Source organism: Limnohabitans sp. 2KL-51, from assembly GCF_003063645.1.
Lineage (GTDB): Bacteria > Pseudomonadota > Gammaproteobacteria > Burkholderiales > Burkholderiaceae_C > Limnohabitans_A.
This window is the reverse complement of sequence record NZ_NESJ01000017.1, coordinates 1-22,721: the sequence shown is the minus strand read 5'-3', so window position 1 is coordinate 22,721 and position 22,721 is coordinate 1. Positions and strand designations below refer to the sequence as shown.

19 protein-coding genes, 2 tRNA genes and 1 pseudogene are annotated in these 22,721 nt (G+C 55.6%); 1 reads left to right on the top strand and 21 read right to left on the bottom strand.

Going from position 1 to position 22,721, the window contains the following annotated elements; all coding sequences use genetic code 11:
* The first annotated feature begins 435 nt into the window (after positions 1-435).
* Positions 436-1,008 (top strand): site-specific integrase, encoded by a 573-nt coding sequence (locus B9Z49_RS16820; RefSeq protein WP_108354596.1) that lies wholly within the window; start codon positions 436-438, stop codon positions 1,006-1,008.
* On the opposite strand, the gene B9Z49_RS16815 is transcribed toward B9Z49_RS16820, so the two are convergent.
* The 21 genes and pseudogenes from B9Z49_RS16815 to B9Z49_RS16720 form a co-directional block, all read right to left on the bottom strand.
* Complete coding sequence (locus B9Z49_RS16815; RefSeq protein ID WP_146188553.1) at positions 1,009-1,677, bottom strand: hypothetical protein; 669 nt, start codon at positions 1,675-1,677, stop codon at positions 1,009-1,011.
* Positions 1,678-1,835: 158 nt separating this feature from the next.
* Positions 1,836-2,447, bottom strand: a complete 612-nt coding sequence (locus B9Z49_RS16810; RefSeq protein ID WP_108354594.1) for a hypothetical protein — start codon at positions 2,445-2,447, stop codon at positions 1,836-1,838.
* Between the two features lie 54 nt (positions 2,448-2,501).
* Positions 2,502-2,759 carry a hypothetical protein gene (locus tag B9Z49_RS16805; RefSeq protein WP_108354593.1) on the bottom strand — a complete coding sequence of 86 codons (258 nt, stop codon included), beginning with the start codon at positions 2,757-2,759 and terminating at the stop codon, positions 2,502-2,504.
* 12 nt (positions 2,760-2,771) lie between these two features.
* Entirely contained in the window at positions 2,772-3,068 is a 297-nt protein-coding gene (locus B9Z49_RS21660; RefSeq protein WP_146188552.1) for a hypothetical protein, read from the bottom strand.
* 63 nt (positions 3,069-3,131) lie between these two features.
* Positions 3,132-4,424, bottom strand: coding sequence for a tyrosine-type recombinase/integrase (locus tag B9Z49_RS16800; RefSeq protein ID WP_108354592.1), 1,293 nt, complete (start codon positions 4,422-4,424; stop codon positions 3,132-3,134).
* Positions 4,425-4,535: 111 nt separating this feature from the next.
* A tRNA-Phe gene (locus B9Z49_RS16795) sits at positions 4,536-4,611 on the bottom strand.
* A 136-nt stretch (positions 4,612-4,747) separates the two neighbouring features.
* The gene (locus B9Z49_RS16790; protein ID WP_108354591.1) at positions 4,748-5,410 is read right to left on the bottom strand and encodes a response regulator; all 663 of its coding nucleotides are present in this window, start codon (positions 5,408-5,410) and stop codon (positions 4,748-4,750) included.
* 19 nt (positions 5,411-5,429) lie between these two features.
* Positions 5,430-7,727: an ATP-binding protein gene (locus B9Z49_RS16785; RefSeq protein ID WP_108354590.1), complete on the bottom strand. Its 2,298-nt coding sequence runs from the start codon at positions 7,725-7,727 to the stop codon at positions 5,430-5,432.
* A gap of 1 nt (position 7,728) precedes the next feature.
* On the bottom strand, positions 7,729-8,367 hold the full coding sequence (locus tag B9Z49_RS16780; RefSeq protein ID WP_108354589.1) for a DUF4390 domain-containing protein: 639 nt from the start codon (positions 8,365-8,367) through the stop codon (positions 7,729-7,731).
* Positions 8,324-9,745: a 16S rRNA (cytosine(967)-C(5))-methyltransferase RsmB gene (gene rsmB, locus B9Z49_RS16775; protein WP_108354588.1), complete on the bottom strand. Its 1,422-nt coding sequence runs from the start codon at positions 9,743-9,745 to the stop codon at positions 8,324-8,326. Before rsmB ends, B9Z49_RS16780 begins: the two co-directional genes overlap by 44 nt.
* A gap of 11 nt (positions 9,746-9,756) precedes the next feature.
* Complete coding sequence (locus B9Z49_RS16770; RefSeq protein ID WP_146188551.1) at positions 9,757-10,299, bottom strand: LemA family protein; 543 nt, start codon at positions 10,297-10,299, stop codon at positions 9,757-9,759.
* A gap of 101 nt (positions 10,300-10,400) precedes the next feature.
* Positions 10,401-14,615: a DNA-directed RNA polymerase subunit beta' gene (gene rpoC, locus B9Z49_RS16765; protein WP_108354586.1), complete on the bottom strand. Its 4,215-nt coding sequence runs from the start codon at positions 14,613-14,615 to the stop codon at positions 10,401-10,403.
* Positions 14,616-14,638: 23 nt separating this feature from the next.
* Positions 14,639-18,763 carry a DNA-directed RNA polymerase subunit beta gene (gene rpoB, locus B9Z49_RS16760; protein WP_108354585.1) on the bottom strand — a complete coding sequence of 1,375 codons (4,125 nt, stop codon included), beginning with the start codon at positions 18,761-18,763 and terminating at the stop codon, positions 14,639-14,641.
* 252 nt (positions 18,764-19,015) lie between these two features.
* A complete protein-coding gene (rplL, locus tag B9Z49_RS16755) occupies positions 19,016-19,390 on the bottom strand; it encodes a 50S ribosomal protein L7/L12 (RefSeq protein ID WP_108354584.1) in 375 nt (124 codons plus the stop codon).
* Between the two features lie 40 nt (positions 19,391-19,430).
* Entirely contained in the window at positions 19,431-19,937 is a 507-nt protein-coding gene (gene rplJ, locus B9Z49_RS16750; RefSeq protein WP_108354583.1) for a 50S ribosomal protein L10, read from the bottom strand.
* A 258-nt stretch (positions 19,938-20,195) separates the two neighbouring features.
* Positions 20,196-20,891, bottom strand: coding sequence for a 50S ribosomal protein L1 (gene rplA, locus B9Z49_RS16745; RefSeq protein ID WP_108354582.1), 696 nt, complete (start codon positions 20,889-20,891; stop codon positions 20,196-20,198).
* Positions 20,892-21,323, bottom strand: a complete 432-nt coding sequence (rplK, locus tag B9Z49_RS16740) for a 50S ribosomal protein L11 (protein WP_100120361.1) — start codon at positions 21,321-21,323, stop codon at positions 20,892-20,894.
* A 121-nt stretch (positions 21,324-21,444) separates the two neighbouring features.
* On the bottom strand, positions 21,445-22,026 hold the full coding sequence (gene nusG, locus B9Z49_RS16735; RefSeq protein WP_108354581.1) for a transcription termination/antitermination protein NusG: 582 nt from the start codon (positions 22,024-22,026) through the stop codon (positions 21,445-21,447).
* Positions 22,026-22,409 (bottom strand): preprotein translocase subunit SecE, encoded by a 384-nt coding sequence (secE, locus tag B9Z49_RS16730; protein ID WP_108354580.1) that lies wholly within the window; start codon positions 22,407-22,409, stop codon positions 22,026-22,028. Before secE ends, nusG begins: the two co-directional genes overlap by 1 nt.
* A gap of 98 nt (positions 22,410-22,507) precedes the next feature.
* Positions 22,508-22,583: transfer RNA gene (locus tag B9Z49_RS16725), tRNA-Trp, on the bottom strand.
* 12 nt (positions 22,584-22,595) lie between these two features.
* Positions 22,596-22,721: pseudogene (locus B9Z49_RS16720) on the bottom strand (elongation factor Tu); the annotation flags it as partial.

The following is a 22,721-nucleotide window of genomic DNA, read 5'->3' as shown; positions in this document are numbered from 1 at the left end:
CAAACGAAAGTATGACCACACTCTTGTTCAACACCCGTGTTAGTGCAAATCACCAGGTGGTGAGATCTCGCAACCACGCAGAAATTACGCAGCAGATTTTTTGGTGCAGCAACTGACTTTTGGGCACAAACACGCAGCAGCACCTCAAATCAGCCCTACACGCGGTGATCTTTTCGTCCTTGCTCGCTGCGATGCTGGCGGCGGTCAAAACGCCGTTGCAGGGCGTTTTATGCGTTCTTGCTCGTTTCGTTGCTCACTACCCACGCTGCAGCGTAAATACTTGAGAGATAACAGAATACACAAACTACTTGGACGGCAACGCAACCTCTTGTTTTTGAACAGATCGCTATCAACCCGCCAAAGCATCGGGTTTCACTTGTCCTCATCACCGATAAGAACGCACACTTATTTCACGCACATTATTTGGAGCAACATATGGCAACAGCAAAATCACTTACACCCGCAGAACTTGATCGAGTGCTCACTTACACATCAACTCAACCCTACGCAAAACGCAACAGGGCAATGCTGATGATGACGGTTGCAGCAGGACTTCGTGTTTCAGAAGTTGCAGGACTGACACTGGGTGATGTTTTAGACAGCAAGGGCTGTGTGCGTAGTGAGGTTTTTCTTGCTGCTCATCGTGTCAAACACCAACACGCTCGCACTATCTACATCAACAGCCGTTTGCAACAAGAGTTGGCAGACTACATTGCTACACGCACCAACAAAGACCCAGCATTGCCTTTGTTCCCCACACATCGCGGACCACGCTGCAGTTTCTCACCCAACACACTGGCACAACACTTTTATTGGCTGTATCGAAAGGCTGGCGTTAGTGGTGCCAGTTCGCACAGTGGTCGCAAGACATTTCTCACTTCACTTGCAAGTCAAGGCGTTTCAGTGTTCGTTCTTGCATCACTTGCTGGACACAAGAGCATTTCAACTACACAACGCTACATCACCGTCAATGACGATGTCAAACGGCGTGCAGTTGAGTTGGTTTGATTACGGCTTCAACATCAATTCAATCAACGCATCTTTTCCTTGTCCAGACAATCCACGCATAACCTGTTTCTTTTCCAGTTCTACTAGAATAGTGCTGCTGCCATTTCCATAGTCTCTCAGTTGTTTGGCAATTTTCAAGATTTGACGAATCGCAGCATTTGCTTCTTTTGTTAGTTTTACTTCAGGTTTTTCTTTGTGCAAATTGATGTTCTTTTTGCCATACAAATCGGACAATTCTGCTTTTAATACACTTTCTTTTACTTTGATCCAAACAGCACAAGCAGAGTAGTAGGCTGACATCAATTTATCTGCTACTTCTGCTTCGGTCATTGCAACTGGCTGAATTATTCGCAATGCATCCAATTCAGCATCTTCTTCTTCTTCATTTACTATCTGCCGTGCTTTGACTTTGTCCAGTTCTTCGCTAATTGTTCCACTGCCAATCGTCCATTCCCTTACACCAGCGATACTCGATTCAAAAGCAGCAAGCATATTTTTACCAGCACTTGCCAACGCATAGTAAGGATGCTTTGTATCTGGTTCAAACAACTTGTAGAGTGCGTTTGTCTCAAGCAGCGCATCCAACTTTGCTTGTGCTAATGCTTCAACTTGCCGCACCGTTCGGTATGCTTGAATGATATCTTTTGTCGTTCTCGCTGCCGCTGCCATTTTTTACTCCACTTGTTATGCTGGACACACTGGGTTTAACAAAAAGCACGGTTTTTCACTACATCAAACCTACTCTGACTAAAACCGTGCTTTTTAATAAACCATACCCTTCCACCCTACCAAAAGCCTGCAAAGCCCCTATTCACCTGCCTTCCAGCCTACCTGCCTTGTTTCTTCCTGTTCGCAAGCACAGCCCTTTCGTGCTCTCGTAGCAATTCAAGTTGCTCACGCTCATAGTCATCCATTTCGCTCTCTGCCTTCTGCTGTATCGCATCTTCCATCGCTCTTATTTCTCTGTCTCGCTTGTTCAGCCCCTGCAGTCCAATCGGTTGCTTATCCATTCGCCGCAAGCCTGCCCGTGTCATTGCGTTGTTTGCCAAGTTCGTAGCAACACTCTTATCTTTGCCATCTTTCAATGCTTGGTTCAGCGTATCAAAGTAGATTTTGGCACCGCGTATTTCTGCTTGATCTTTCAACCTATCAAACTCTGCTTCAATCCCATCCCAAGCAGTTTTCAATGCAGCCTTCAACACTTCAATCCGCACCTGTCGTTTGCTCTTCCATCCCAGTGCTTGCTGTTCTTGTTCTGTTCTTGCTCTTTTGTTCTTTCGCAGTTGCTGCTGCTGTTCCCAAGCACTATCTAACTCTGCTCGTTGTGCATCGTTGAGCAGACTGCGGATTTCTTTGTCAGCAATTTCATCACCCGCTTCCAGTTGTTCAATGCGTTTCGTCAAACGCTCAAGTATGTGTGTTCCATCAAGTTTGGGCATAAAAAAACAGCGTGAGTTGTTAGCCCACGCTGCTCTTGCTACATCAAGTTGAGATTACTTGGATTTGGCTGTTTTCTTCGCTGCAGGCTTCTTTGCTGCAGGCTTCTTTTCAGTTGCAGCAGAAGTCTTCTTACTGCCCTTGGCTTTCAAACTTCCACGCAGTTGTGTTGCTGTAAATCCGTGTTGCTTGCACAACTTCTTCACCAGTTCCAAGTCAGCATCTTTACTTGCTTCCAGCAGTTTTTTCTTCTCTTCAGCAAGTTTCTTTTCTTGTTCTGCGATTTCTTCAAGTCGTTGTTGTGGTGTGCTCATTTCAGTTGCTCCTTAATTGCAACGAACACCAATTGATGAGGCATCCAACCGTCCATTTGGTGATTCATAGTATCCTTTTGATGCTAGGCAGGCTTGGAATGCTGAACAACTTGGCATTACGGAACTACTTGCTGCTCCACCATATTGATTTATTGCGGCACCACTGACTCGGGCAGATGTTTCGCGAACACATTGATAGCGTGCATTCGCAAAGTCTTGAAATGTTCCAGGACCATCATATTTTGGTGCCGCACATCCTGTTGCTAGCAACGCAACACCAAGCATCAAGCCCATAATTCGAAATCGCATATTACTTCCTTTCAGTGTAGTCCGTCTTTTATCATAAACATCTCAATAAAATAATCAACCCCATCAAGCCAACCTGTCTGCTGCCATAGTCGCTGTCAATTTGCTGTAGTGCCGCTCAATCATTGCCGCTGAGTTGCCCATCTGCTTGCTGAGCGTGTGTATGTCAGCCCCACCCTCCAACAATGCCAGCGTGGCGTAGGTGTGCCGCAGCGAATACAAGGTTCGCGTTTGCCCTGCACTATCCACTAACAAGCCGCTGTCCCGCATCAGCCGCCTAAAAGTTCCCACCAAACTGTGCGGCTGGTGTCCGTCACTGAAGCGGAACAGCAAGTGCGGCACTCGTGTTGTGAGCACATCCTCAAACGGCACATCAGCAATATCTCGCTGCCGTGCGTGTAGCCTACGCAGTACATCCACTGCCTTGTGCTTGGCAATGAGCCAGCGTCCGCCCGTTTTGCCATCCACCCACACACGCAAATACCGCACACCATCCTTTGTGTGCCACTCCAAGTCCCGCCAGCGTATGCCCATTGCCTCTGTGCCGTGCCGCATACCCGTGTAAAGCAACATCTCAATGTAATCACGCAGCAAGGGGCGTATCTCTTGCTCAACTGCCATTCGCCCTTTGTGCTGCCAAGTTTCCACAAACGCCAACAACTGTTCTATCTCTTCCTTGCTGAACGCTGGGCGTGTTTTACCCTTCTCGCCCTTGCTTGTGAGTTTTGGCACTGGCACACGCTCTGAGATGTAGCCTTGTTCTACAGCAGTGGCAATCACACGGTTCCACGCACTGGTGAAGTTGTTGAGGGTGCTGGTTTTGGGCTTGCGTGTCATTTGCCTGTCCCGCCACAGTTCAAACTCTCGTATGTCCGTATGCGTCAATGACTCCAACTGACGCTCACCAAAGTAAGGCACGAAGTAGCGTTCAATGATGCTGACATAGTCATTCAACGCCGTTTTCTTGCCTTTGCCGTCAATCTGCTGCCGCAAGTCAGCACAGCAAACAGCAGCAATCAGTGCTACAGAGTGTGTGCGGTGTGCTAATCCCAACCTTTGTCTGTATCTGGCTTCGTCGTAAATGTCGCAAGCACGAACAATGGCGTGTTCTAACGCTGCTTTACCCGTTGTTTGTCTCACCCAACTGCCGTCAGCCAAACGGTAGCGACATTGATACAGCAGACTGCGGCTGCGGCGATACAAGACAAGTTCGCCGTCACGCAAGTAGATGGACTGCGGTTGAGCAGCGTGGAGGGCTGTGAGGGTGCTGCGGAGGGTGGTTTTTTGAAAAGCAGACTTTTTTCCATCCGCGTGTCGCTCGTTGTCTAAATACAAGGTGGAGTGCGGTGGCTGCTGCATTTAGCAAGCCTCTCTGCGTGCGGCAAGTTGAGGCAGCGTTGGCAGCATATGTATTACGCTAACACTACAAAGTAAAACACCGTAAGCACTTTCGCACTTACGGTGTAGAACTGGTGGCCTGGACTGGAATCGAACCAGTGACACGCGGATTTTCAATCCGCTGCTCTACCAACTGAGCTACCGGGCCGAAGCCATGAATTCTAGCAGGTCTTTTGGGGGCGCCCGAGAGCAAAACTCAAAAAAATACTGCGTCAAACACCGATGTCAATGCCCGCTGCGTTCCAGGGACAGCCATTGGTCTCCAAGCGTCTCTGGCACCAGAGTCAATGGCTGCGTTTGCTGCGTGTGAGGTCCACGCCAAGTTGCTTGAGCTTACGGTAAAGGTGGGTGCGCTCCAGACCTGTTTTTTCGGCCACTCGGGTCATCGATCCACCTTCTTGGGACAGGTGAAATTCAAAGTAGGCTTTTTCAAAGGCATCACGTGCTTCGCGCAGCGGTCGGTCAAGTTCGAAGCTTTGCTGCACATCGGGGGCCGAAATGTTTTTGGTCACGACCACCGAGGACATGGACAGCACGCTGGGCGGCGGAGGCGGGGTAGCGGCCAGCATGGCTTGCTGCACTTGATCGCGGGCCAGTGCTTGTTCAACCGCCTTGAGCAGTTTTTGCAGGGTAATGGGCTTTTCCAGAAAGGCATGCGCGCCGATCTTGACGGCGTCAACCGCAGTGTCGATGGTGGCGTGGCCACTCATCATGATCACGGGCATGTTCAACAGGCCGGTAGCCGCCCATTCCTTGAGCAGGCTCACGCCATCGGTGTCGGGCATCCAGATGTCGAGCAACACGAGGTCGGGGCGCATGTTCTGGCGAGCCTCACGCGCTTGCGCGGCGTTTTCGGCAAGCTCCACCTGGTGCCCCTCGTCAAAGAGGATTTCTGAGAGCAGGTCTCGTATGCCCAGCTCGTCGTCCACCACCAAAATATTTGCCATATGCCTGTTTTGTCTCTGTTCATGAAGGGGGCTGTTCCAGCCCCTGTGCGGTTTGCGCCACAGCGAATGATAACGAGACTTGCGCACCTTGAATGTCGCCACCTTCTGACACGTTACCCAGCTTGATGTTTGCGCCGTGTTCATCGGCTATTTTTTTGACCACGGCCAGGCCAAGGCCCGTGCCCTTGGCCTTGGTGGTGACGTAGGGTTCAAAGGCCCGTTGCAGGATATTGGGGGCAAAGCCGGGGCCGGTGTCGGTCACCGTCATTCGCACCCGTTGACGCTGCTCGCGCCACTCGGTGCGCACGTGTACGCGGGCTGTAGCCAGCCCGTGGCCACGCGTTTCGCAGGCGTCTTGAGCGTTTTGCAGCAGGTTGTGGATGACCTGGCGCAATTGCTGTTCGTCTCCCAGGATGGCAGGGCATGCTGCATCGAGCTCAGTGTGGATTTGGGCTCGCGTCTCGTTGTCATGAGGCTCACTGGCGTACAGGGCCAGCACATCGCTGATCAGTGTGTTGAGCTGCAGAGGCTTGAGCTCAGCCGATGGTAAACGGGCATAGTCGCGAAACTCATTGACCAAGCGCTTCATCGCATCCACCTGGTCGACGATCGTCTTGACAGATTTGGTCAGCACTGCGTCGTCTTGCGCTTCCAATTTACCGATCAGGCGTCTTTGCAGGCGCTCGGCCGACAGCTGGATGGGCGTGAGGGGGTTCTTGATTTCGTGCGCCAACCTTCGGGCCACTTCCCCCCAGGCCTGGGCGCGTTCAGCCGAGACGATTTCCGAGATATCGTCAAACACCAACAAGCGCTTGCCGTCTGGCAAGACAGCTCCGCGCGCGAGCAAGGTCACGCTGGTTTGGCTCAGCCCCTGGCCTGCAGCATGGATGTCAAAGGATTTTTGCCAGTGGTCCAATTCGTGTACGTCTGTGCCGGCATGCAAGGCTTTGAATTGGGCATCCACCTCGTGGGCAAACGCCTGCAGACCAGGCAGGCCTTGCAGGCCCTTGCCTTCGTGCGCGCTGACCGGCACGCGCAAAATGCGCGTGGCCCCTGGGTTGGTCGATTCGATGGTGCCTTGTGCGTCAAGCACCATGACACCAGCCGTGAGATTGTCCAGGATAGTTTGCAATTTGCCTCTGGCTTGGTCGAGGTGGCTCAGGCTGCGTTCGCCACTGACACGGGCATCGGCCAGTTGCTGGGTCATCTCGGCAAAAGATCGGGTCAGTCCACCCAGCTCGTCTTTGCCTTGCAGCGCCAGTTTGGGCCGCAGGTCGCCGTCCGCCACTTGGCGCATGCCATGGGCCAGCAACAGCAAGGGTCTGGCCAGCTGTTTGCCCAACAGCACGGCCAGCAAAATAGCCCCCAACACAGCCAGAAAGAGGCTCAGCGTCAGGGTGCCGATGTACATGCGCCGCAGGCCGTCACGCGCCAGGGCCCGCTCTTGGTATTCGCGGTAGGCCGCTTGCACCTCCAGCGCATTGTTGACCAGTGTGGGGGGCAGGTCCTGGGTCACCATGAGCAAGCGCCGTTCTTCGTCCAAAGCCAGGCTCCATTGGGGAAACAGCACCAGGACCTTGATCCGACCCTTGTCGCCGCCGGGGTTGGCTTCGTCCAAACCCTCCACCCAGGACATGGAGCCATTTTGACGGGCCTCACGCAGTTGCTGCGGCGCAGGCCGATCGGCACTCAATTGAAAGCGCGATGGCCCGGCGTTGGCCACCATTTGCCCGCCCTGGGTCCAGATGGCGACATCAATCGCGCCCAGCTGGGTACGGATTTTTTCAGCCGCCAAAGCGGGGTTGAGTTCACTGGCTTCGGCCCAATTGGCGGCGGCTGCCTTGCCTTGTTTGTTCAGATCTTCACTGAGGGTGTCCAGCGTCGCCCGCCCCAAGTTGAGACCCGCCACCAAGGCCGCCTCCACTTTGACGTCAAACCAGCTTTCAATCGAACGCGAGACAAACTGGTAAGACACCACATAAATGAGCAAACCGGGAATGACGCCCACCAAAGCAAAGATGCCCGCCAGTTTGACCAGCAAGCGTGAACCGAACTGGCCTTTGTACATGCTGCGCAGCAATCGCACCATGCCCCACAAAATGGTGATCAACAAACCACTGGCCACCACGGTATTGATGATCACCAGCCATTCGTAGTTCTGGTTGTAACTTTCCCGGTTGCCCGTGGCCTGCGTCATGAGCACCAGCAAGCCAATGCCGATCGCAGCCAAGCTCACGGCGCCCACCAGTATCAACCACTGGCCAGTCCGGGAAGGTCGCTCGGGTATTTGGTCAAGGGAGGCTTTGAGCCACGACATGTCAGCGCACCAACTCTTCGCTCAGGCGCAGTGTCTTGTTGACCTGCAGGTTCCAATCGGCCTGGTTTCCTGCAGCAATCTGGAAGGGGCGGGGCAGCTGCGAGACATCCAGCTTGAATTCGTAGCGCAGGCGTTGTCGGGCATCAGGGTCCAGGTTCTGGGCATCGGCGATTTTCCAGGCCGATTGGCGACGAATCACGCTCAGGGCCTCGGCCAGCGTTTCAAAGTTCTGTGAAATACTCCCCGCCAAGCCGGTGCCTGCAATCGGTTCGCTGGAAACATTCAAACGCCAGCGTCGGGTCAGCGGCTGAAAAGCCAGACGGTAGTAACGACTGGCCACGCCGATTTTTTTATCGGTCCAGTACCAGCGCTCGCGAAACACTTCGGCTTCGGCCACAAAGTGCACCGCCAGACCTTTGATGAGGGCGTCTTCTACGGCCGGACCCAGCTCCAGTTTGAGTTGGGCATTGATCATCAGGGCACTGTCCTTGCGCACCGGAATCAACTCAGTCAGCTCCACGCTGGAGGTTTGAGCCCAGGCACCGCTTAGGCCCAACAGTGCAATGGCGAAAGCCCGGGCCAACCAAGCGCCAAGCTCAATCCCGATCCTTCTCCAGCAGTGCGTAATAAAAACCGTCATGTTCACCCAGTGCATTGTGCTTGACAGGAAGGCCTGTGGGTATTTTGCCGGGTATCAAATGTCCGGGTGAGGGCAGCATTCGTGCATCGGTGTTGTGCTGAAGAAACGCTTGTACGGTGTCTTCTCCCTCTGATCGAAAAACTGAGCAAGTGCAATACAGCAAACGGCCCCCTGGAGATAGCAAGGGCCACAGGGCCTTGAGCAGCCGTGCCTGCGTTTGGGCCAGTTGTGCGCTGTCGCCAGGGCGGCGCAGCCAGCGCACGTCGGGGTGCCTGCGCACGATGCCAGAGGCGGTGCAGGGTGCATCCAGCAAGATTGCGTCGAAAGCCACGCCATCCCACCACTGCGCAGGCTGAGCGGCATCGGCGGCGCGTACCTCGGCACGGGCCTCATTTTGTGCACCCAAGCGCTGCAAATTTTCTGCGATGCGTTGACACCGCTCTGCGTCCACATCGAGAGCCAACACCTGTGCGTTGGGATAGCAGGCCAGCAAGTGACCTGTTTTGCCGCCAGGTGCCGCGCAGGCATCCAGAATGCGCCACGCTTGCCCTGCCTCGCGCCCTTGCAGCAGCAGTGGGGCTGCCACTTGCGCGGCGGCGTCCTGCACCGACACATGGCCCTGAGCAAAGCCGGGCAATTGGTGCACGGGCACCGCGCGCTCGAGTTGCAAACCCGATGCGCCCACGGCCTGGGTGGCCAACCCAATAACCAGCAGCTGCGCTTGGTACTCGGCCACGCTGTGGTGACGGGTGTCCACGCGCAAACTCATGGGGGCCGGTTGTTGCGCCATGTCGAGAAGTTTTTGCCAGTCTTCTGGGTATTCGTCCTGCACACGAGTCACCCACCAGCGCGGATGGTTCCAGCGTGCCTGTGGGTCGTTGTCCGTTTCTGCCACCAAGGTTTCACGTTCGCGGAGGAAACGCCGCAAACAGCCGTTAATGAACCCGCTTTGTGGCTGCGTCTGCCTTTGCTGCCGGGCGGCCTCGACCGCTTGGTTGACCAAGGTGTGCACCGGGTAGGGCGCGTCGTCGCCCTGCCAGCTCAGGGCCAGGGCTGTGCACAACAAGGCGTCGGCAGCAGGGGGCGGTGCCTTGTTGGCCAACTTCTCGCGCAACGCCATGGCCCGGCCCAGTTGCCGCATCACCTGAAAAGTGAGGGCTTGAACCCCCGGCCGCAGCTCGGGCGTCACGCTGGCCAATTCCGCGGTCAAGGAGCGCCCGGCCCGCACCGCCTGGACCACCGCAGCCGCGACCTGCAGCTGCCGCCACAGCGGCAAGGACTGGGCAGTGCTTGAATCGCCTGTTCTTGGGCTTTGAGGTCGTGCGGCTGCTGGCCGTGGTGAGGCTCCCGCCTGGTGCGTTTGGGGCTTGTGGCTCATGGCTGCGAATCTCAGTTGAACGCCATGGTCAAGTCCATGCGCACAGCGGGTTTGAAATTCAAACGCCGCGCCAGCCAAGAGGCCGGTCGCATGACCAAGGCATCGTTGTACGCACCGACAGCCACATGGTAAGGAATCATGGCTGCGGGCAGGGTCTGGCGCATGCGGTTGAGCGCGATGTCCAGGTCTGGGCGTATGGCTTCGTTGGCCTGTTGCTGCAACAAACGGATTTCACTGACCAGCAACAGGTGCTGGCTGATCACCTGTTTTTGCACCACTTCGTCTAAAGGCTGCATTCGGGCCTGCGTGAGGGCTTCCAACATCTGGTCGCTGGCATTTTGCAGGGCTTGCAGTTCCAACGCCTCGTCCTCGCTGACCAAGCTTTGGCGTGCCGCCAAGCCTCCTTGCAAACGCACCAAGAGGCGCAGCCAAACGGCATCCACACTGCTCCATTGGCGCACGACTTCAGAGCGCAAGCGCACCAGGCGGTTGTGCGCACCCACCGACCAGAACAGGCACAAAGCCAGCACCACACCCACCACCAGAGCACCCATGTTGCTTTCCTCGCAGGTCACGTCCAAACAAAAACAGCCCCTGACCACATGGCGGTACAGGGGCTGAATGGGCTTCACCGCGCAGGCGGTGAATGCATCGCTCAGGCAGCTTCGCCAGCGTCCGTGACGGTGTCTTCAGCTGTGTCGCCAGCCAAATCCGCTGCTTCTGCATCGGCAATGGCTTTGCGTTCGGCGTCGTCCATGGCGTCCTTCACAGCACGGGCTTTGTGATAAGCCAAGCCAGTTCCTGCAGGAATCAAACGACCCACGATCACGTTTTCTTTCAGACCACGCAATTCGTCGCGCTTGCCCATGATGGCAGCTTCGGTCAACACACGCGTCGTTTCCTGGAAGGAAGCGGCCGAGATGAACGAGTCGGTCGACAAAGAAGCCTTGGTGATACCCAGCAACAAGTTGCTGAATGTCGCAGGGATCTTGCCCTCAGCTTGCAGTGCGTCGTTGGTGTTGAGCATTTCGGAGCGCTCCACTTGCTCACCCGAGATGTAAGTCGACTCACCGATGTTCTCGACCACCACGCGGCGCAGCATCTGGCGAACAATCACTTCGATGTGCTTATCGTTGATCTTCACGCCTTGCAAACGGTAAACGTCCTGCACTTCGTCCACGATGTAGCGGGCCAGCTCTTCGATGCCCAACAAACGCAAGATGTCTTGTGGGTCGGCTGGGCCGTCCACAATGCTCTCGCCCTTGTTGACCACTTGGCCTTCGTGCACCAGGATGTTCTTCTCTTTGGGGATCAGTTCATCCCAGACCTTGCCTTCAGGGTCGGTGATCTGCAAGCGGACTTTGCCTTTGGTCTCTTTACCAAACGACACCGTACCGGTGATTTCGGCCAACATGCCCTTGTCTTTGGGTGTGCGGGCTTCGAACAGTTCGGCCACACGGGGCAAACCGCCGGTGATGTCTCGGGTCTTTTGACCTTCGACCGGGATACGTGCCAAGACTTCGCCTGGGCCCACATCCATGCCGTCGCGCACTTGAATCAGAGAGCCAATCTGGAAGCCAATCGTCACCGAGTGATCGGTACCGGGGATCTTGACTTCTTTGCCTGCGGCATCGATCAGCTTGACCTGTGGGCGGATGACCTTGGCAGCGCCGCGGCGCTTGGGGTCAATGACCACCAAGGTCGACAACCCGGTCACTTCGTCCAGCTGCTTGGCCACTGTCAGACCTTCTTCGACGTTCTCGAACCTCACGGTACCTGCGTACTCGGTGATGATCGGACGGGTCAGCGGATCCCAGTTGGCCAAGATGGTGCCTGCCTTGATGGTCTGGTCGGCCTTGACCGACAGGATCGCACCGTAGGGAACCTTGTGGCGCTCACGCTCACGGCCGTGTTCACTGATCACGATTTCGCCTGAACGAGAAATCACCACCAACTCGCCTTTGGTGTTGGTCACATAGCGCATCGTGGCATTGAAGCCAATGGTGCCGTTGGACTTGGCGTCCACACTGGACGCCACAGCTGCACGCGAAGCCGCACCACCAATGTGGAAGGTGCGCATGGTCAACTGTGTACCGGGCTCGCCAATCGACTGGGCCGCGATCACACCGACGGCTTCGCCGTTATTGACCAAGCCACCACGGCCCAGATCGCGGCCGTAGCACTTGGCGCACAATCCGAAACGTGTGGCGCAAGTCAATGCGGTGCGCACTTTGACTTCGTCAACGCCCGCGGCTTCGAGTTCGTCGAGCATGTCTTCGTCAAGCAAGACGCCCGCTTCGGCCAGCACCGCACGGTTTTCAGGGTGCAGGACGTCTTCGACGACGGTACGGCCCAGGATACGGTCTCGCAGCGATTCGATCACTTCACCACCTTCAACGATGGCGCGCATGAGCGAGCCGTCGGTGGTGCCGCAATCGAGCTCGGTCACGACCAAGTCTTGGGTCACGTCCACCAAACGGCGGGTCAGGTAACCCGAGTTGGCGGTCTTCAAAGCCGTGTCAGCCAGGCCTTTACGTGCACCGTGTGTCGAGATGAAGTACTGCAACACGTTCAGACCTTCACGGAAGTTCGCCGTGATGGGGGTCTCGATGATGGAGCCGTCGGGCTTGGCCATCAGGCCACGCATACCGGCCAGCTGACGAATCTGCGCCGCAGATCCGCGCGCACCAGAGTCAGCCATCATGTAAATCGAATTGAACGATTCCTGATCGACTTCATTGCCGTGACGGTCAATGGTGCGTTCTTTGCGCAATTGGTCCATCATCACCTTTGACACGACATCACCGGCTTTGCCCCAGATGTCAACGACCTTGTTGTAGCGCTCGCCAGCGGTCACGAGACCGGAGACGTATTGCTGCTCGATGTCTTTGACTTCTTTTTCAGCCGCTTCAATGATGGCGGGTTTCTCGGGCGGCACCAACATGTCATCGATACCGATCGAGATGCCTGCGCGGGTGGCCAGACGGAATCCGTTTTGCAACAGCTTGTCGGCGAACACCACGGTCTCTTTCAAACCGCACTTGCGGAACGAGGTGTTGATCAGCTTGGAAATTTCTTTCTTCTTCAAAGCCTTGTTCAGGTTCGAGAAAGGCAGGCCCTTGGGCAAGATTTCCGACAGCAAGGCGCGGCCAACGGTTGTTTCGACCATCGACACCGATGAAGTGAATTCACCCGTGACTTTGTCCTTGGTCCACTCGGTCATGCGCACGTTGATCTTGGCAGCCAACTCGACAGCATCTGCATCGAGTGCGCGCTGCACTTCGCCGATGTCCGCGAACATCAGGCCTTCACCTTTGGCGTTGATGCGGTCACGCGTGGCGTAGTACAGGCCCAACACCACGTCTTGAGAAGGCACGATGGAAGGCTCACCCGATGCGGGGAACAAGATGTTGTTGGAGGCCAGCATCAAAGTGCGCGCTTCCATCTGGGCTTCCACCGACAGTGGAATGTGCACAGCCATCTGGTCACCGTCGAAGTCGGCGTTGAAGGCCGCGCAAACGAGGGGGTGTAGCTGAATGGCTTTGCCTTCGATCAACAGCGGCTCAAACGCCTGGATGCCCAAACGGTGCAGCGTAGGCGCACGGTTGAGCATCACGGGGTGCTCTTTGATGACCTCTTCCAGGATGTCCCACACCACTGGCGTGCCGGCTTCGACTTCTTTCTTGGCGGCCTTGATGGTGGTCGCGATGCCCATGGCTTCGAGGCGCGCAAAGATGAAAGGCTTGAACAGCTCAATCGCCATCAGCTTGGGCAAACCGCACTGGTGCAGCTTGAGGGTTGGGCCCACGGTGATCACGGAACGACCCGAGTAGTCCACGCGCTTGCCCAGCAAGTTCTGACGGAAACGACCGCTCTTGCCTTTGATCATGTCGGCCAGCGACTTGAGGGCGCGCTTGTTGGCACCGGTCATGGCCTTGCCGCGGCGCCCGTTGTCCAGCAAGCTGTCCACGGCCTCTTGCAGCATGCGCTTTTCGTTGCGGGCGATGATCTCTGGAGCTTTGAGTTCCAGCAAACGGCGCAGACGGCTGTTGCGGTTGATGACGCGGCGGTACAGGTCGTTCAGGTCGGATGTTGCAAAACGGCCGCCGTCCAGCGGCACCAAGGGACGCAGGTCCGGTGGCAACACGGGCAGCACTTCGAGCACCATCCACTCGGGCTTGATGCCCGACTTCTTGAACGCTTCCAGCACTTTGAGGCGCTTGGAATTTTTCTTAACCTTGAGTTCGGATCCGGTCAAGTCACCGCGCAGGCGCTCGATTTCGCTTTCGATGTCGATGCTCTGCAGCAATTCCTTGATGCCTTCGGCGCCCATCTTGGCGGTGAATTCGTCACCGTATTCCTTGATCTTGGCGTCGTAGTCGTCTTCGGTCATGATGCCGAACTTTTTCAGCGGGGTCATGCCGGGATCGGTCACGACGTAGGCTTCAAAGTACAGCACGCGTTCGATGTCACGCAAGGTCATGTCGAGCACCAGGCCCAAACGCGATGGCAATGACTTCAGGAACCAGATGTGGGCGCAAGGTGCGGCCAGGTCGATGTGACCCATGCGCTCGCGACGCACTTTAGTCTGAGTGACTTCAACGCCGCACTTCTCGCAGATCACGCCGCGGTGCTTGAGGCGTTTGTACTTGCCGCAAAGGCATTCGTAGTCTTTGATAGGGCCAAAAATCTTGGCGCAAAAGAGACCATCGCGCTCAGGCTTGAAGGTGCGGTAGTTGATGGTTTCGGGCTTTTTCACTTCGCCGAAAGACCACGAGCGGATCTTCTCGGGCGAGGCCAAACCGATGCGGATGGCATCGAAGTGGTCATCGGGCGTGAACTGCTTGAACAGGTCGAGTAGTGATTTCATGGTTTAAATCCTTTGCCTGTGAATTAAGAACGCTCGAGCTCGATGTCAAGGCCCAGCGAACGGATTTCCTTGACCAGCACGTTGAACGACTCGGGCATGCCCGCTTCGATGGAGTGTTCGCCTTTGACAATGCTTTCGTACACCTTGGTACGGCCCTGCACGTCGTCGGACTTCACGGTGAGCATCTCTTGCAAAACGTAAGAGGCGCCGTACGCTTCCAGCGCCCACACTTCCATCTCACCGAAACGCTGACCACCGAACTGCGCTTTACCACCCAGCGGCTGCTGCGTGACCAAGCTGTAAGGACCTGTCGAACGGGCGTGCATCTTGTCGTCTACCAAGTGGTGCAGTTTCAAGAAGTGCATGTAGCCAATGGTGGTTGGACGGTCAAAGGCGTCGCCTGTGCGGCCGTCAAACAAGTTGGCTTGTGTGCGAGTGGCTGTCAGACCCTTGGCCTTTGCCAGGTCTTCTGGGTAAGCCAGGTGCAGCATGGCGCGGATTTCTTCTTCCGCCGCACCGTCGAACACGGGCGTGGCGAATGGGAAACCCTCTTTCAGGTTGCCCGCCATGTCCAGCACTTCGTCATCGCTCAATTGAGACAAGTCTTCCTTGCGGCCCATGCTGTTGTACAACTGCTCGAACAGCTTGCGCAGGTCGGCAATCTTTTCCATGCGCTGGGTTTCGGCTTGCAGCATGTTGCCAATGCGTTGGCCAATGCCTTTGCCGGCCCAACCCAGGTGAACTTCGAGCACCTGACCCACGTTCATGCGCGAAGGCACGCCCAGCGGGTTGAGCACGATGTCAGCGGGTGTGCCGTCAGCCATGAAGGGCATGTCTTCCACGGGCACGATCTTGGAGACCACACCTTTGTTGCCGTGGCGACCGGCCATCTTGTCACCGGGTTGCAAGCGGCGCTTGACAGCCAAGTAGACCTTGACCATCTTGAGCACGCCAGCTGGCAACTCGTCGCCTTGGGTGAGCTTCTTGCGCTTTTCTTCAAAAGACAAGTCGAAGCTGTGACGGGTTTGCTCCAGAGAGTTCTTGATCGACTCGAGTTGCATGGCCACTTCGTCTTCCGCCGGGCGAATATCGAACCAATGGAACTTGTCCACGGATTCCATGTACGCCTTGTCGAGTTTGGTGCCTTTGGCCAGCTTTTGCGGGCCGCCATTGGCCACACGGCCAATCAGCAACTTCTCGATACGGTCAAATGCGTCGGCTTCCACGATGCGCAGCTGGTCGTTCAGGTCCAGGCGGAAACGCTTGAGTTCGTCGTCGATGATCTGCTGTGCGCGCTTGTCGCGCACGATGCCTTCACGGGTGAAGACTTGCACATCGATCACGGTGCCTTGAGAGCCCTGATCCACACGCAGCGAGGTGTCTTTCACATCGCTGGCTTTTTCACCGAAGATGGCGCGCAGCAGTTTCTCTTCAGGCGTGAGGGTGGTCTCACCTTTGGGGGTCACTTTGCCCACCAGCACATCGCCAGGTTGCACTTCTGCACCCACGTAGATGATGCCGGAGTCGTCCAGACGGCCCAGCTGCTGCTCGGACAAATTGGGGATGTCGCGAGAAATTTCTTCGGCACCCAACTTGGTGTCACGGGCCATGACCACGAGTTCTTCGATGTGGATCGAGGTGTAACGGTCTTCTGAAACCACACGCTCAGAGATCAAAATCGAGTCTTCGAAGTTGTAGCCGTTCCAGGGCATGAAGGCGATCAGCATGTTCTGACCGATGGCGATTTCGCCCAGGTCGGTCGATGCGCCGTCGGCAATCACGTCACCCTTGGCCAGCTTGTCGCCACGCTTGACGATGGGGCGCTGGTGGATGTTGGTGTTCTGGTTGGAACGCTGGTACTTGATCAGTTTGTAGATGTCCACACCCACTTCACCGGCCAAGGCTTCGGCATCGTTCACGCGGATCACGATGCGGGTGGCATCGACATAGTCCACGATTCCGCCACGGGTGGCGGTCACCACGGTGCCCGAGTCGACTGCCGCAACACGCTCGATGCCGGTACCGACCATGGGCTTTTCAGGACGCAGTACAGGCACGGCCTGACGCGACATGTTGGCACCCATCAAAGCGCGGTTGGCGTCGTCGTGCTCCAGGAACGGAACCAAAGAGGCTGCAACCGACACGATCTGGGCTGGTGACACATCCATGTATTGGATACGTTCGGCACCGCACAGGATGGATTCACCCTTTTCACGGGCCGACACCAAGTCACCGGTCAGCTTGCCTTCTTTGTCCAACGTGGCATTGGCTTGGGCGATGACGTATTTGCCCTCTTCGATGGCCGATAAGTAGTCGATGTTCATAGTGACTTTGCCCTCGCGCACTTGACGGTACGGGGTTTCAATGAAACCGTATTCGTTCAAGCGGGCGTACAAAGCCAGCGAGTTGATCAAGCCGATGTTTGGACCTTCTGGCGTTTCAATCGGGCAGACGCGACCGTAATGGGTCACGTGCACGTCACGCACTTCAAAGCCAGCACGCTCGCGGGTCAAACCACCTGGGCCAAGGGCCGAGACGCGGCGCTTATGGGTGATTTCAGCCAAGGGGTTGGTCTGGTCCATGAACTGGGACAGCTGCGATGCACCAAAGAACTCTTTCAGAGCCGCAGAAATTGGCTTGGAGTTGATCAGGTCGTGCGGCATGAGCGGCTCTTGCTCAGCTTGGCCCAAACGCTCTTTCACGGCCTTTTCGATCCGCGCCAAACCGGTGCGGTATTGGTTTTCGGCCAACTCGCCCACGCAACGCACGCGGCGGTTGCCCAAGTGGTCGATGTCATCGACTTCGCCGTTGCCGTTGCGCAAGTCCACGAGAATTTTGACCACAGCCAGGATGTCTTCGTTGGTCAGTACCATCGGACCCGTGGACTCACCGCGACCAACTCGGGCGTTGAACTTCATGCGACCCACGCGTGACAAGTCGTACGTATCGGGGTTGTAGAACAAACGCTGGAAGAGGGCCTGAACCGCATCTTCTGTTGGCGGCTCGCCTGGGCGCATCATGCGGTAGATGGCGACGCGTGCGGCGAATTCGTCCACGGTTTCATCGATACGCAAGGTTTGCGAAATGTACGCGCCCTGGTCGAGTTCGTTCGTGTAGATGCATGGCAAATCCAGAATGCCGGAAGTGCGCAGCTTTTTCAGCAAGGCTTCGGTCAACTCTTCGTTGGCCTTGGCAATGATCTCGCCCGTGTCGGCTTCGACAATGCTGCGAGCGACCACACGACCCAAGAGGTAGTCTTCTGGCACGCTGATGTGCGTGGTGCCCGATTGCTCAAGCTCACGTGTGTGCCGCACAGTGATGCGCTTGTCTTTGGCGACCACGACTTTGCCGGACTTGTCGGTGATGTCGAAACGAGCCACTTCGCCGCGCAGACGCTCGGCCACAAATTCCATTTGTGCACCGCTGTCCATCAGACGGAAGTTGTCGTTAACGAAGAAGTTCGCCAGAATCGATTCAGGGTTCAGGCCAATGGCCTTGAGCAAGATCGAGACAGGCATCTTGCGGCGACGGTCGACGCGGAAATACAAGATGTCTTTGGGGTCGAATTCGAAGTCGAGCCAAGAGCCGCGATAAGGGATGATGCGGGCAGAAAACAGCAATTTGCCCGAGCTGTGGGTCTTGCCCTTGTCGTGTTCAAAGAACACGCCAGGAGAACGGTGCAACTGGGACACGATCACGCGCTCAGTACCGTTGATGATGAATGAGCCTTTGTCGGTCATCAAAGGCACTTCGCCCATGTAGACTTCTTGCTCTTTCACTTCCTTGACCACTTTGTTTTGTGAGGTCGAAGAGTCACGGTCGTAAATGATGAGCTGCACGCGTGCGCGAACAGCCGAAGAAAATGTCAAACCACGGGTTTGACACTCACGAACGTCGAACGCTGGTTTGGCCAGGTTGTACTCGATGAATTTCATCTCCACAAAACCGTTGTGGGACACGATGGGAAATGCCGACTCAAATGCGGCTTGTAAGCCTTCGTGTGTGCGTTTGGATGAAACCACACCCGCCTGCAAGAAGGACGTGTACGCGTCTTTTTGCATTTGCAGCAGGTAAGGGACTTCGAGCACGCTTTCGCGGCTGCCGAAACTTTTTCGGATGCGCTTGCGTTCGGTATATGAATAGGCCATGAGATCTCCGGGCTTGATCTTTCAGAACTGAGTGCTGAGCGAGTTTGTAGCTCGTTCAGCGGTCTTGGCGGCTGGCCTCTACCAGCGTTGGCGGACGATTGCGCATTGCACGCAACCCGAACCAAGGGTTTTCTGCAGTCGGGTCAGAAAACACTGGAAAGAAGACTATGGTCAATCTACTTTTCGGTGTGTTCTTCAAGCACCAAAGGCTGGAGGCCCTTTCGGACACTCCAGCCTTGGTACAGAACCGAATTACTTCAGTTCGGCCTTAGCACCAGCTTCTTCCAACTTCTTCTTGGCAGCTTCAGCGTCAGCTTTAGGGATAGCTTCTTTGACCGCCTTAGGAGCGCCGTCCACCAAGTCTTTGGCTTCTTTCAAGCCCAGACCGGTGATTTCGCGCACTGCTTTAATGACGGACACTTTGTTGGCGCCGACTTCGAGCAACATGACGTTGAACTCAGTCTTCTCTTCCACAACAGCAGCAGCAGCACCACCACCGCCAGCAGGAGCGGCCATAGCGGCAGCGCTCACGCCAAACTTCTCTTCGATGGCTTTCACCAGGTCGTTGAGTTCCATGACCGTCATGCTGTCCAGCGCGGTCAAAAATGCGTCTTTATCGAATGCCATTTTTATTTCCTAACAATTGGTTAAAACACGAATGCTGGCCTTATGCGGCAACAGCTTCGCCTTCGCCTTTTTTGGCCGCCAGCGCACCCAGCACCACGGCGGTACGCGACATGGGCGACATCAACAAGCCACACAACTGGGCCAACAAAACCTCTTTTGAAGGGATGTTTGCCAATTGCTTAACGCCATTCACGTCTAAAGCTTTGCCTGCAAATGCACCTGCGCGAATGACCAACTTGTCGTTGGTTTTCGCGAAGTCAGCCACCACCTTAGCGGCGGCAACAGCATCGACAGAGAAGCCATAGATCAGCGGACCGGTCATCTGGTCGGCGACAACTTCAAACTGCGTACCTGTCACAGCACGGCGAGCCAAGGTGTTTTTCAACACCGTCAGCGATACGCCGAGGCTGCGAGCTTTGACACGCAGGTTGGTCATGTCAGCGACCGTGATTCCACGGTATTCCGCCATCACAAGCGTTTGAGCTTTACCGGCGAGGTCGGTCACTTCGGAAATGACCGCTTCTTTCTCACTGCGATTCAGACTCAAGGTCTACTCCTTTATATGTGTTGTCCGGGTTGCCCCTTGAACACGCCTATTTGCAGCGACCAACTGTTCAAGATATTCATCCATCTGCAGCGGGATCGCCATCTGCGTTGGCCCAAACCTTCAAGCGAACTTGTGGGTTTGTTGATTAAGCACAGCGGTGTGTGCGCCAACGGTCTTGGATGGCCTGCAGTCCTTTGGAAAGGGCTGCAGCCCACCACATTGAGCCAGCCTTTCGGATGGCTCAAATTTCTATCGCGATCAAGCTGCGATGGATTGTGTGTCGACGCGAACGCCCACACCCATGGTTGATGACACCGCGATTTTGCGCAGGTAAACACCTTTGCTGGTCGCGGGCTTGGCTTTGACCAAAGCCTCAACCAAAGCGGCCAGGTTGCCCTGCAGCTTGTCGGTGTCGAACGAGCGGCGACCGATCGTGCCGTGCACGATACCGGCTTTGTCCACACGGAATTGAACTTGACCGGCTTTGGCATTGCGCACAGCAGTCGCCACATCGGGTGTCACGGTGCCAACTTTGGGATTAGGCATCAGGCCACGCGGACCCAAAATCTGACCCAAAGTACCCACAACGCGCATCGCGTCGGGTGCAGCAATGACCACGTCGAAGGGCATGTCGCCAGCCTTCACGCGTGCAGCCAGATCGTCCATGCCGACCACGTCAGCGCCAGCAGCCAAAGCTTCTTCAGCTTTTGCACCCTGCGCGAAAACGGCCACGCGTGCTGTTTTGCCAGTGCCGTTAGGCAGGACGACAGCACCACGAACCACTTGGTCAGATTTCTTGGCATCGATGCCGAGTTGAACAGCCACATCGATGGATTCATCGAACTTGGCCGTTGCGCACTCTTTGACCATGGTCAAAGCATCGGTCAATGCGTACAGCTTGTTGCTGTCGACTTTACCTGCGAAGGCTTTTTGCTTTTTAGTGAGTTTGGACATTTACACGCCCTCCACATTCACGCCCATGGAACGGGCAGTACCAGCGATGGTGCGAACGGCAGCGTCCATGTCGGCTGCAGTCAGGTCTTTCATCTTGGTTTTGGCGATTTCTTCCAGTTGGGCGCGGGTGATCTTGCCCACTTTTTCCAACCCTGGCTTGGTCGAAGCCTTGTCAAGCTTCAAGGACTTCTTGATCAAAGTGGCCGCTGGCGGCGTTTTGATGATGAAGGTAAAGGACTTGTCTGCAAACGCTGTGATGACCACAGGCAATGGCAGACCTGGCTCGACGCCTTGGGTCTGGGCGTTGAACGCCTTGCAGAATTCCATGATGTTCAAACCACGCTGGCCCAATGCTGGACCAATGGGTGGTGATGGGTTGGCTTTACCAGCTGGCACTTGCAGCTTGATGAAGCCGACGATTTTTTTCGCCATGCTTTTCTCCTTTCGGGTTCAATCGCTCAAGACGCATCGCGCTTGAGCTCCCCGGGGTTGACGACTCTGAAATATTGTTTGGCACCGAGTCGGTAAGCACCAAACAGAAAACGGGTACAGGTCAGGTCTTTTCGACTTGACCGAACTCCAACTCAACCGGCGTGGCGCGACCAAAAATGGTCACCGAAACACGCATCTTGTTGCGCTCGTAGTTGACTTCTTCCACCGTGCCATTGAAGTCGGTGAAAGGGCCTTCCTTGACACGAATGTATTCACCGACCTCAAACTCCACCTTGTGGCGGGGTTTGTCAGTGCCTTCTTGCATCTGGCTGACGATTTTGGCGACATCGGCTTCGGAGATGGGGGCTGGACGGTTCTTGGCACCCCCCACAAAGCCGGTGACTTTGTTGGTGTGCTTAACCAGGTGCCAGCTCTCGTCGTCCATGACCATTTCCACCAGCACATAGCCAGGGAAAAACTTGCGCTCTGTCGTGCGCTTTTGACCGTTCTTGATTTCCACCACTTCTTCGGTGGGCACCAAGATGCGACCAAACTTGGATTCCATCCCCAAGCGTGTAATGCGCTCGATAATGTTGCGCTCAACCGCTTTTTCCATGCCCGAATAAGCATGCACCACGTACCATTTCAGGTCCGGGTTGGTCGAAGAGCCCGCCAATGGCGCGTTGATAACAACATCGTTCATTATTTTTTCCACCCAAGAATCAGATCGTAAAAAACCCATTCCAGAGTTTTGTCGGTCAGCCACAAGAACAAGGCCATGACCACCACAAAAGCGAAAACATACAAAGTGATTTGCAAGGCTTCTTTACGTTCAGGCCACACCACTTTTTTGGTTTCGCGCACAGCGTCGCGGCCAAAGGCCACCAACTGTCGACCCGACTCCGCCGTGAAAAAAACCACCACTGCGGCCACGACGCCAACCAACAAACCACCCCACTGCACCCACACGCCTTGTGCAGACAACATGTAGTAAGCCGCCAAACCGGCAATCACCAGCACAGCCACCAGGGCCAAACGGATTTTCTCGCCAGTGGTACCGACTGTTTGAACTTCAGATGTTGCCATACGGCTGATAACCTTTGTTGAGCCTTGTTTTCAAGAGGCCCTGATCAGACAAGGAAGCCCGCTAGGGTCTAGCGGGCTTGAAAATGCACCTTTTCAGGTGGCAGGGGCAGTAGGAATCGAACCTACAACCTTCGGTTTTGGAGACCGACGCTCTGCCAATTGAGCTATACCCCTACGGCAAATTGATTAAGCGATGATCTTGGCAACGACGCCAGCGCCAACCGTGCGGCCACCTTCGCGGATGGCAAAGCGCAAGCCCTCTTCCATCGCAATGGGGTTGATCAACTTCACAGTGATCGACACGTTGTCACC

Coding starts and splice junctions, on each gene's coding strand:
- B9Z49_RS16820 (WP_108354596.1), top strand. CDS start 436: ATGGCAACAGCAAAATCACTTACACCCGCAGAACTTGATCGAGTGCTC.
- B9Z49_RS16815 (WP_146188553.1), bottom strand. CDS start 1,677: ATGGCAGCGGCAGCGAGAACGACAAAAGATATCATTCAAGCATACCGA.
- B9Z49_RS16810 (WP_108354594.1), bottom strand. CDS start 2,447: ATGCCCAAACTTGATGGAACACACATACTTGAGCGTTTGACGAAACGC.
- B9Z49_RS16805 (WP_108354593.1), bottom strand. CDS start 2,759: ATGAGCACACCACAACAACGACTTGAAGAAATCGCAGAACAAGAAAAG.
- B9Z49_RS21660 (WP_146188552.1), bottom strand. CDS start 3,068: ATGCGATTTCGAATTATGGGCTTGATGCTTGGTGTTGCGTTGCTAGCA.
- B9Z49_RS16800 (WP_108354592.1), bottom strand. CDS start 4,424: ATGCAGCAGCCACCGCACTCCACCTTGTATTTAGACAACGAGCGACAC.
- B9Z49_RS16790 (WP_108354591.1), bottom strand. CDS start 5,410: ATGGCAAATATTTTGGTGGTGGACGACGAGCTGGGCATACGAGACCTG.
- B9Z49_RS16785 (WP_108354590.1), bottom strand. CDS start 7,727: ATGTCGTGGCTCAAAGCCTCCCTTGACCAAATACCCGAGCGACCTTCC.
- B9Z49_RS16780 (WP_108354589.1), bottom strand. CDS start 8,367: ATGACGGTTTTTATTACGCACTGCTGGAGAAGGATCGGGATTGAGCTT.
- rsmB (WP_108354588.1), bottom strand. CDS start 9,745: ATGAGCCACAAGCCCCAAACGCACCAGGCGGGAGCCTCACCACGGCCA.
- B9Z49_RS16770 (WP_146188551.1), bottom strand. CDS start 10,299: ATGGGTGCTCTGGTGGTGGGTGTGGTGCTGGCTTTGTGCCTGTTCTGG.
- rpoC (WP_108354586.1), bottom strand. CDS start 14,615: ATGAAATCACTACTCGACCTGTTCAAGCAGTTCACGCCCGATGACCAC.
- rpoB (WP_108354585.1), bottom strand. CDS start 18,763: ATGGCCTATTCATATACCGAACGCAAGCGCATCCGAAAAAGTTTCGGC.
- rplL (WP_108354584.1), bottom strand. CDS start 19,390: ATGGCATTCGATAAAGACGCATTTTTGACCGCGCTGGACAGCATGACG.
- rplA (WP_108354582.1), bottom strand. CDS start 20,891: ATGTCCAAACTCACTAAAAAGCAAAAAGCCTTCGCAGGTAAAGTCGAC.
- rplK (WP_100120361.1), bottom strand. CDS start 21,323: ATGGCGAAAAAAATCGTCGGCTTCATCAAGCTGCAAGTGCCAGCTGGT.
- nusG (WP_108354581.1), bottom strand. CDS start 22,026: ATGAACGATGTTGTTATCAACGCGCCATTGGCGGGCTCTTCGACCAAC.
- secE (WP_108354580.1), bottom strand. CDS start 22,409: ATGGCAACATCTGAAGTTCAAACAGTCGGTACCACTGGCGAGAAAATC.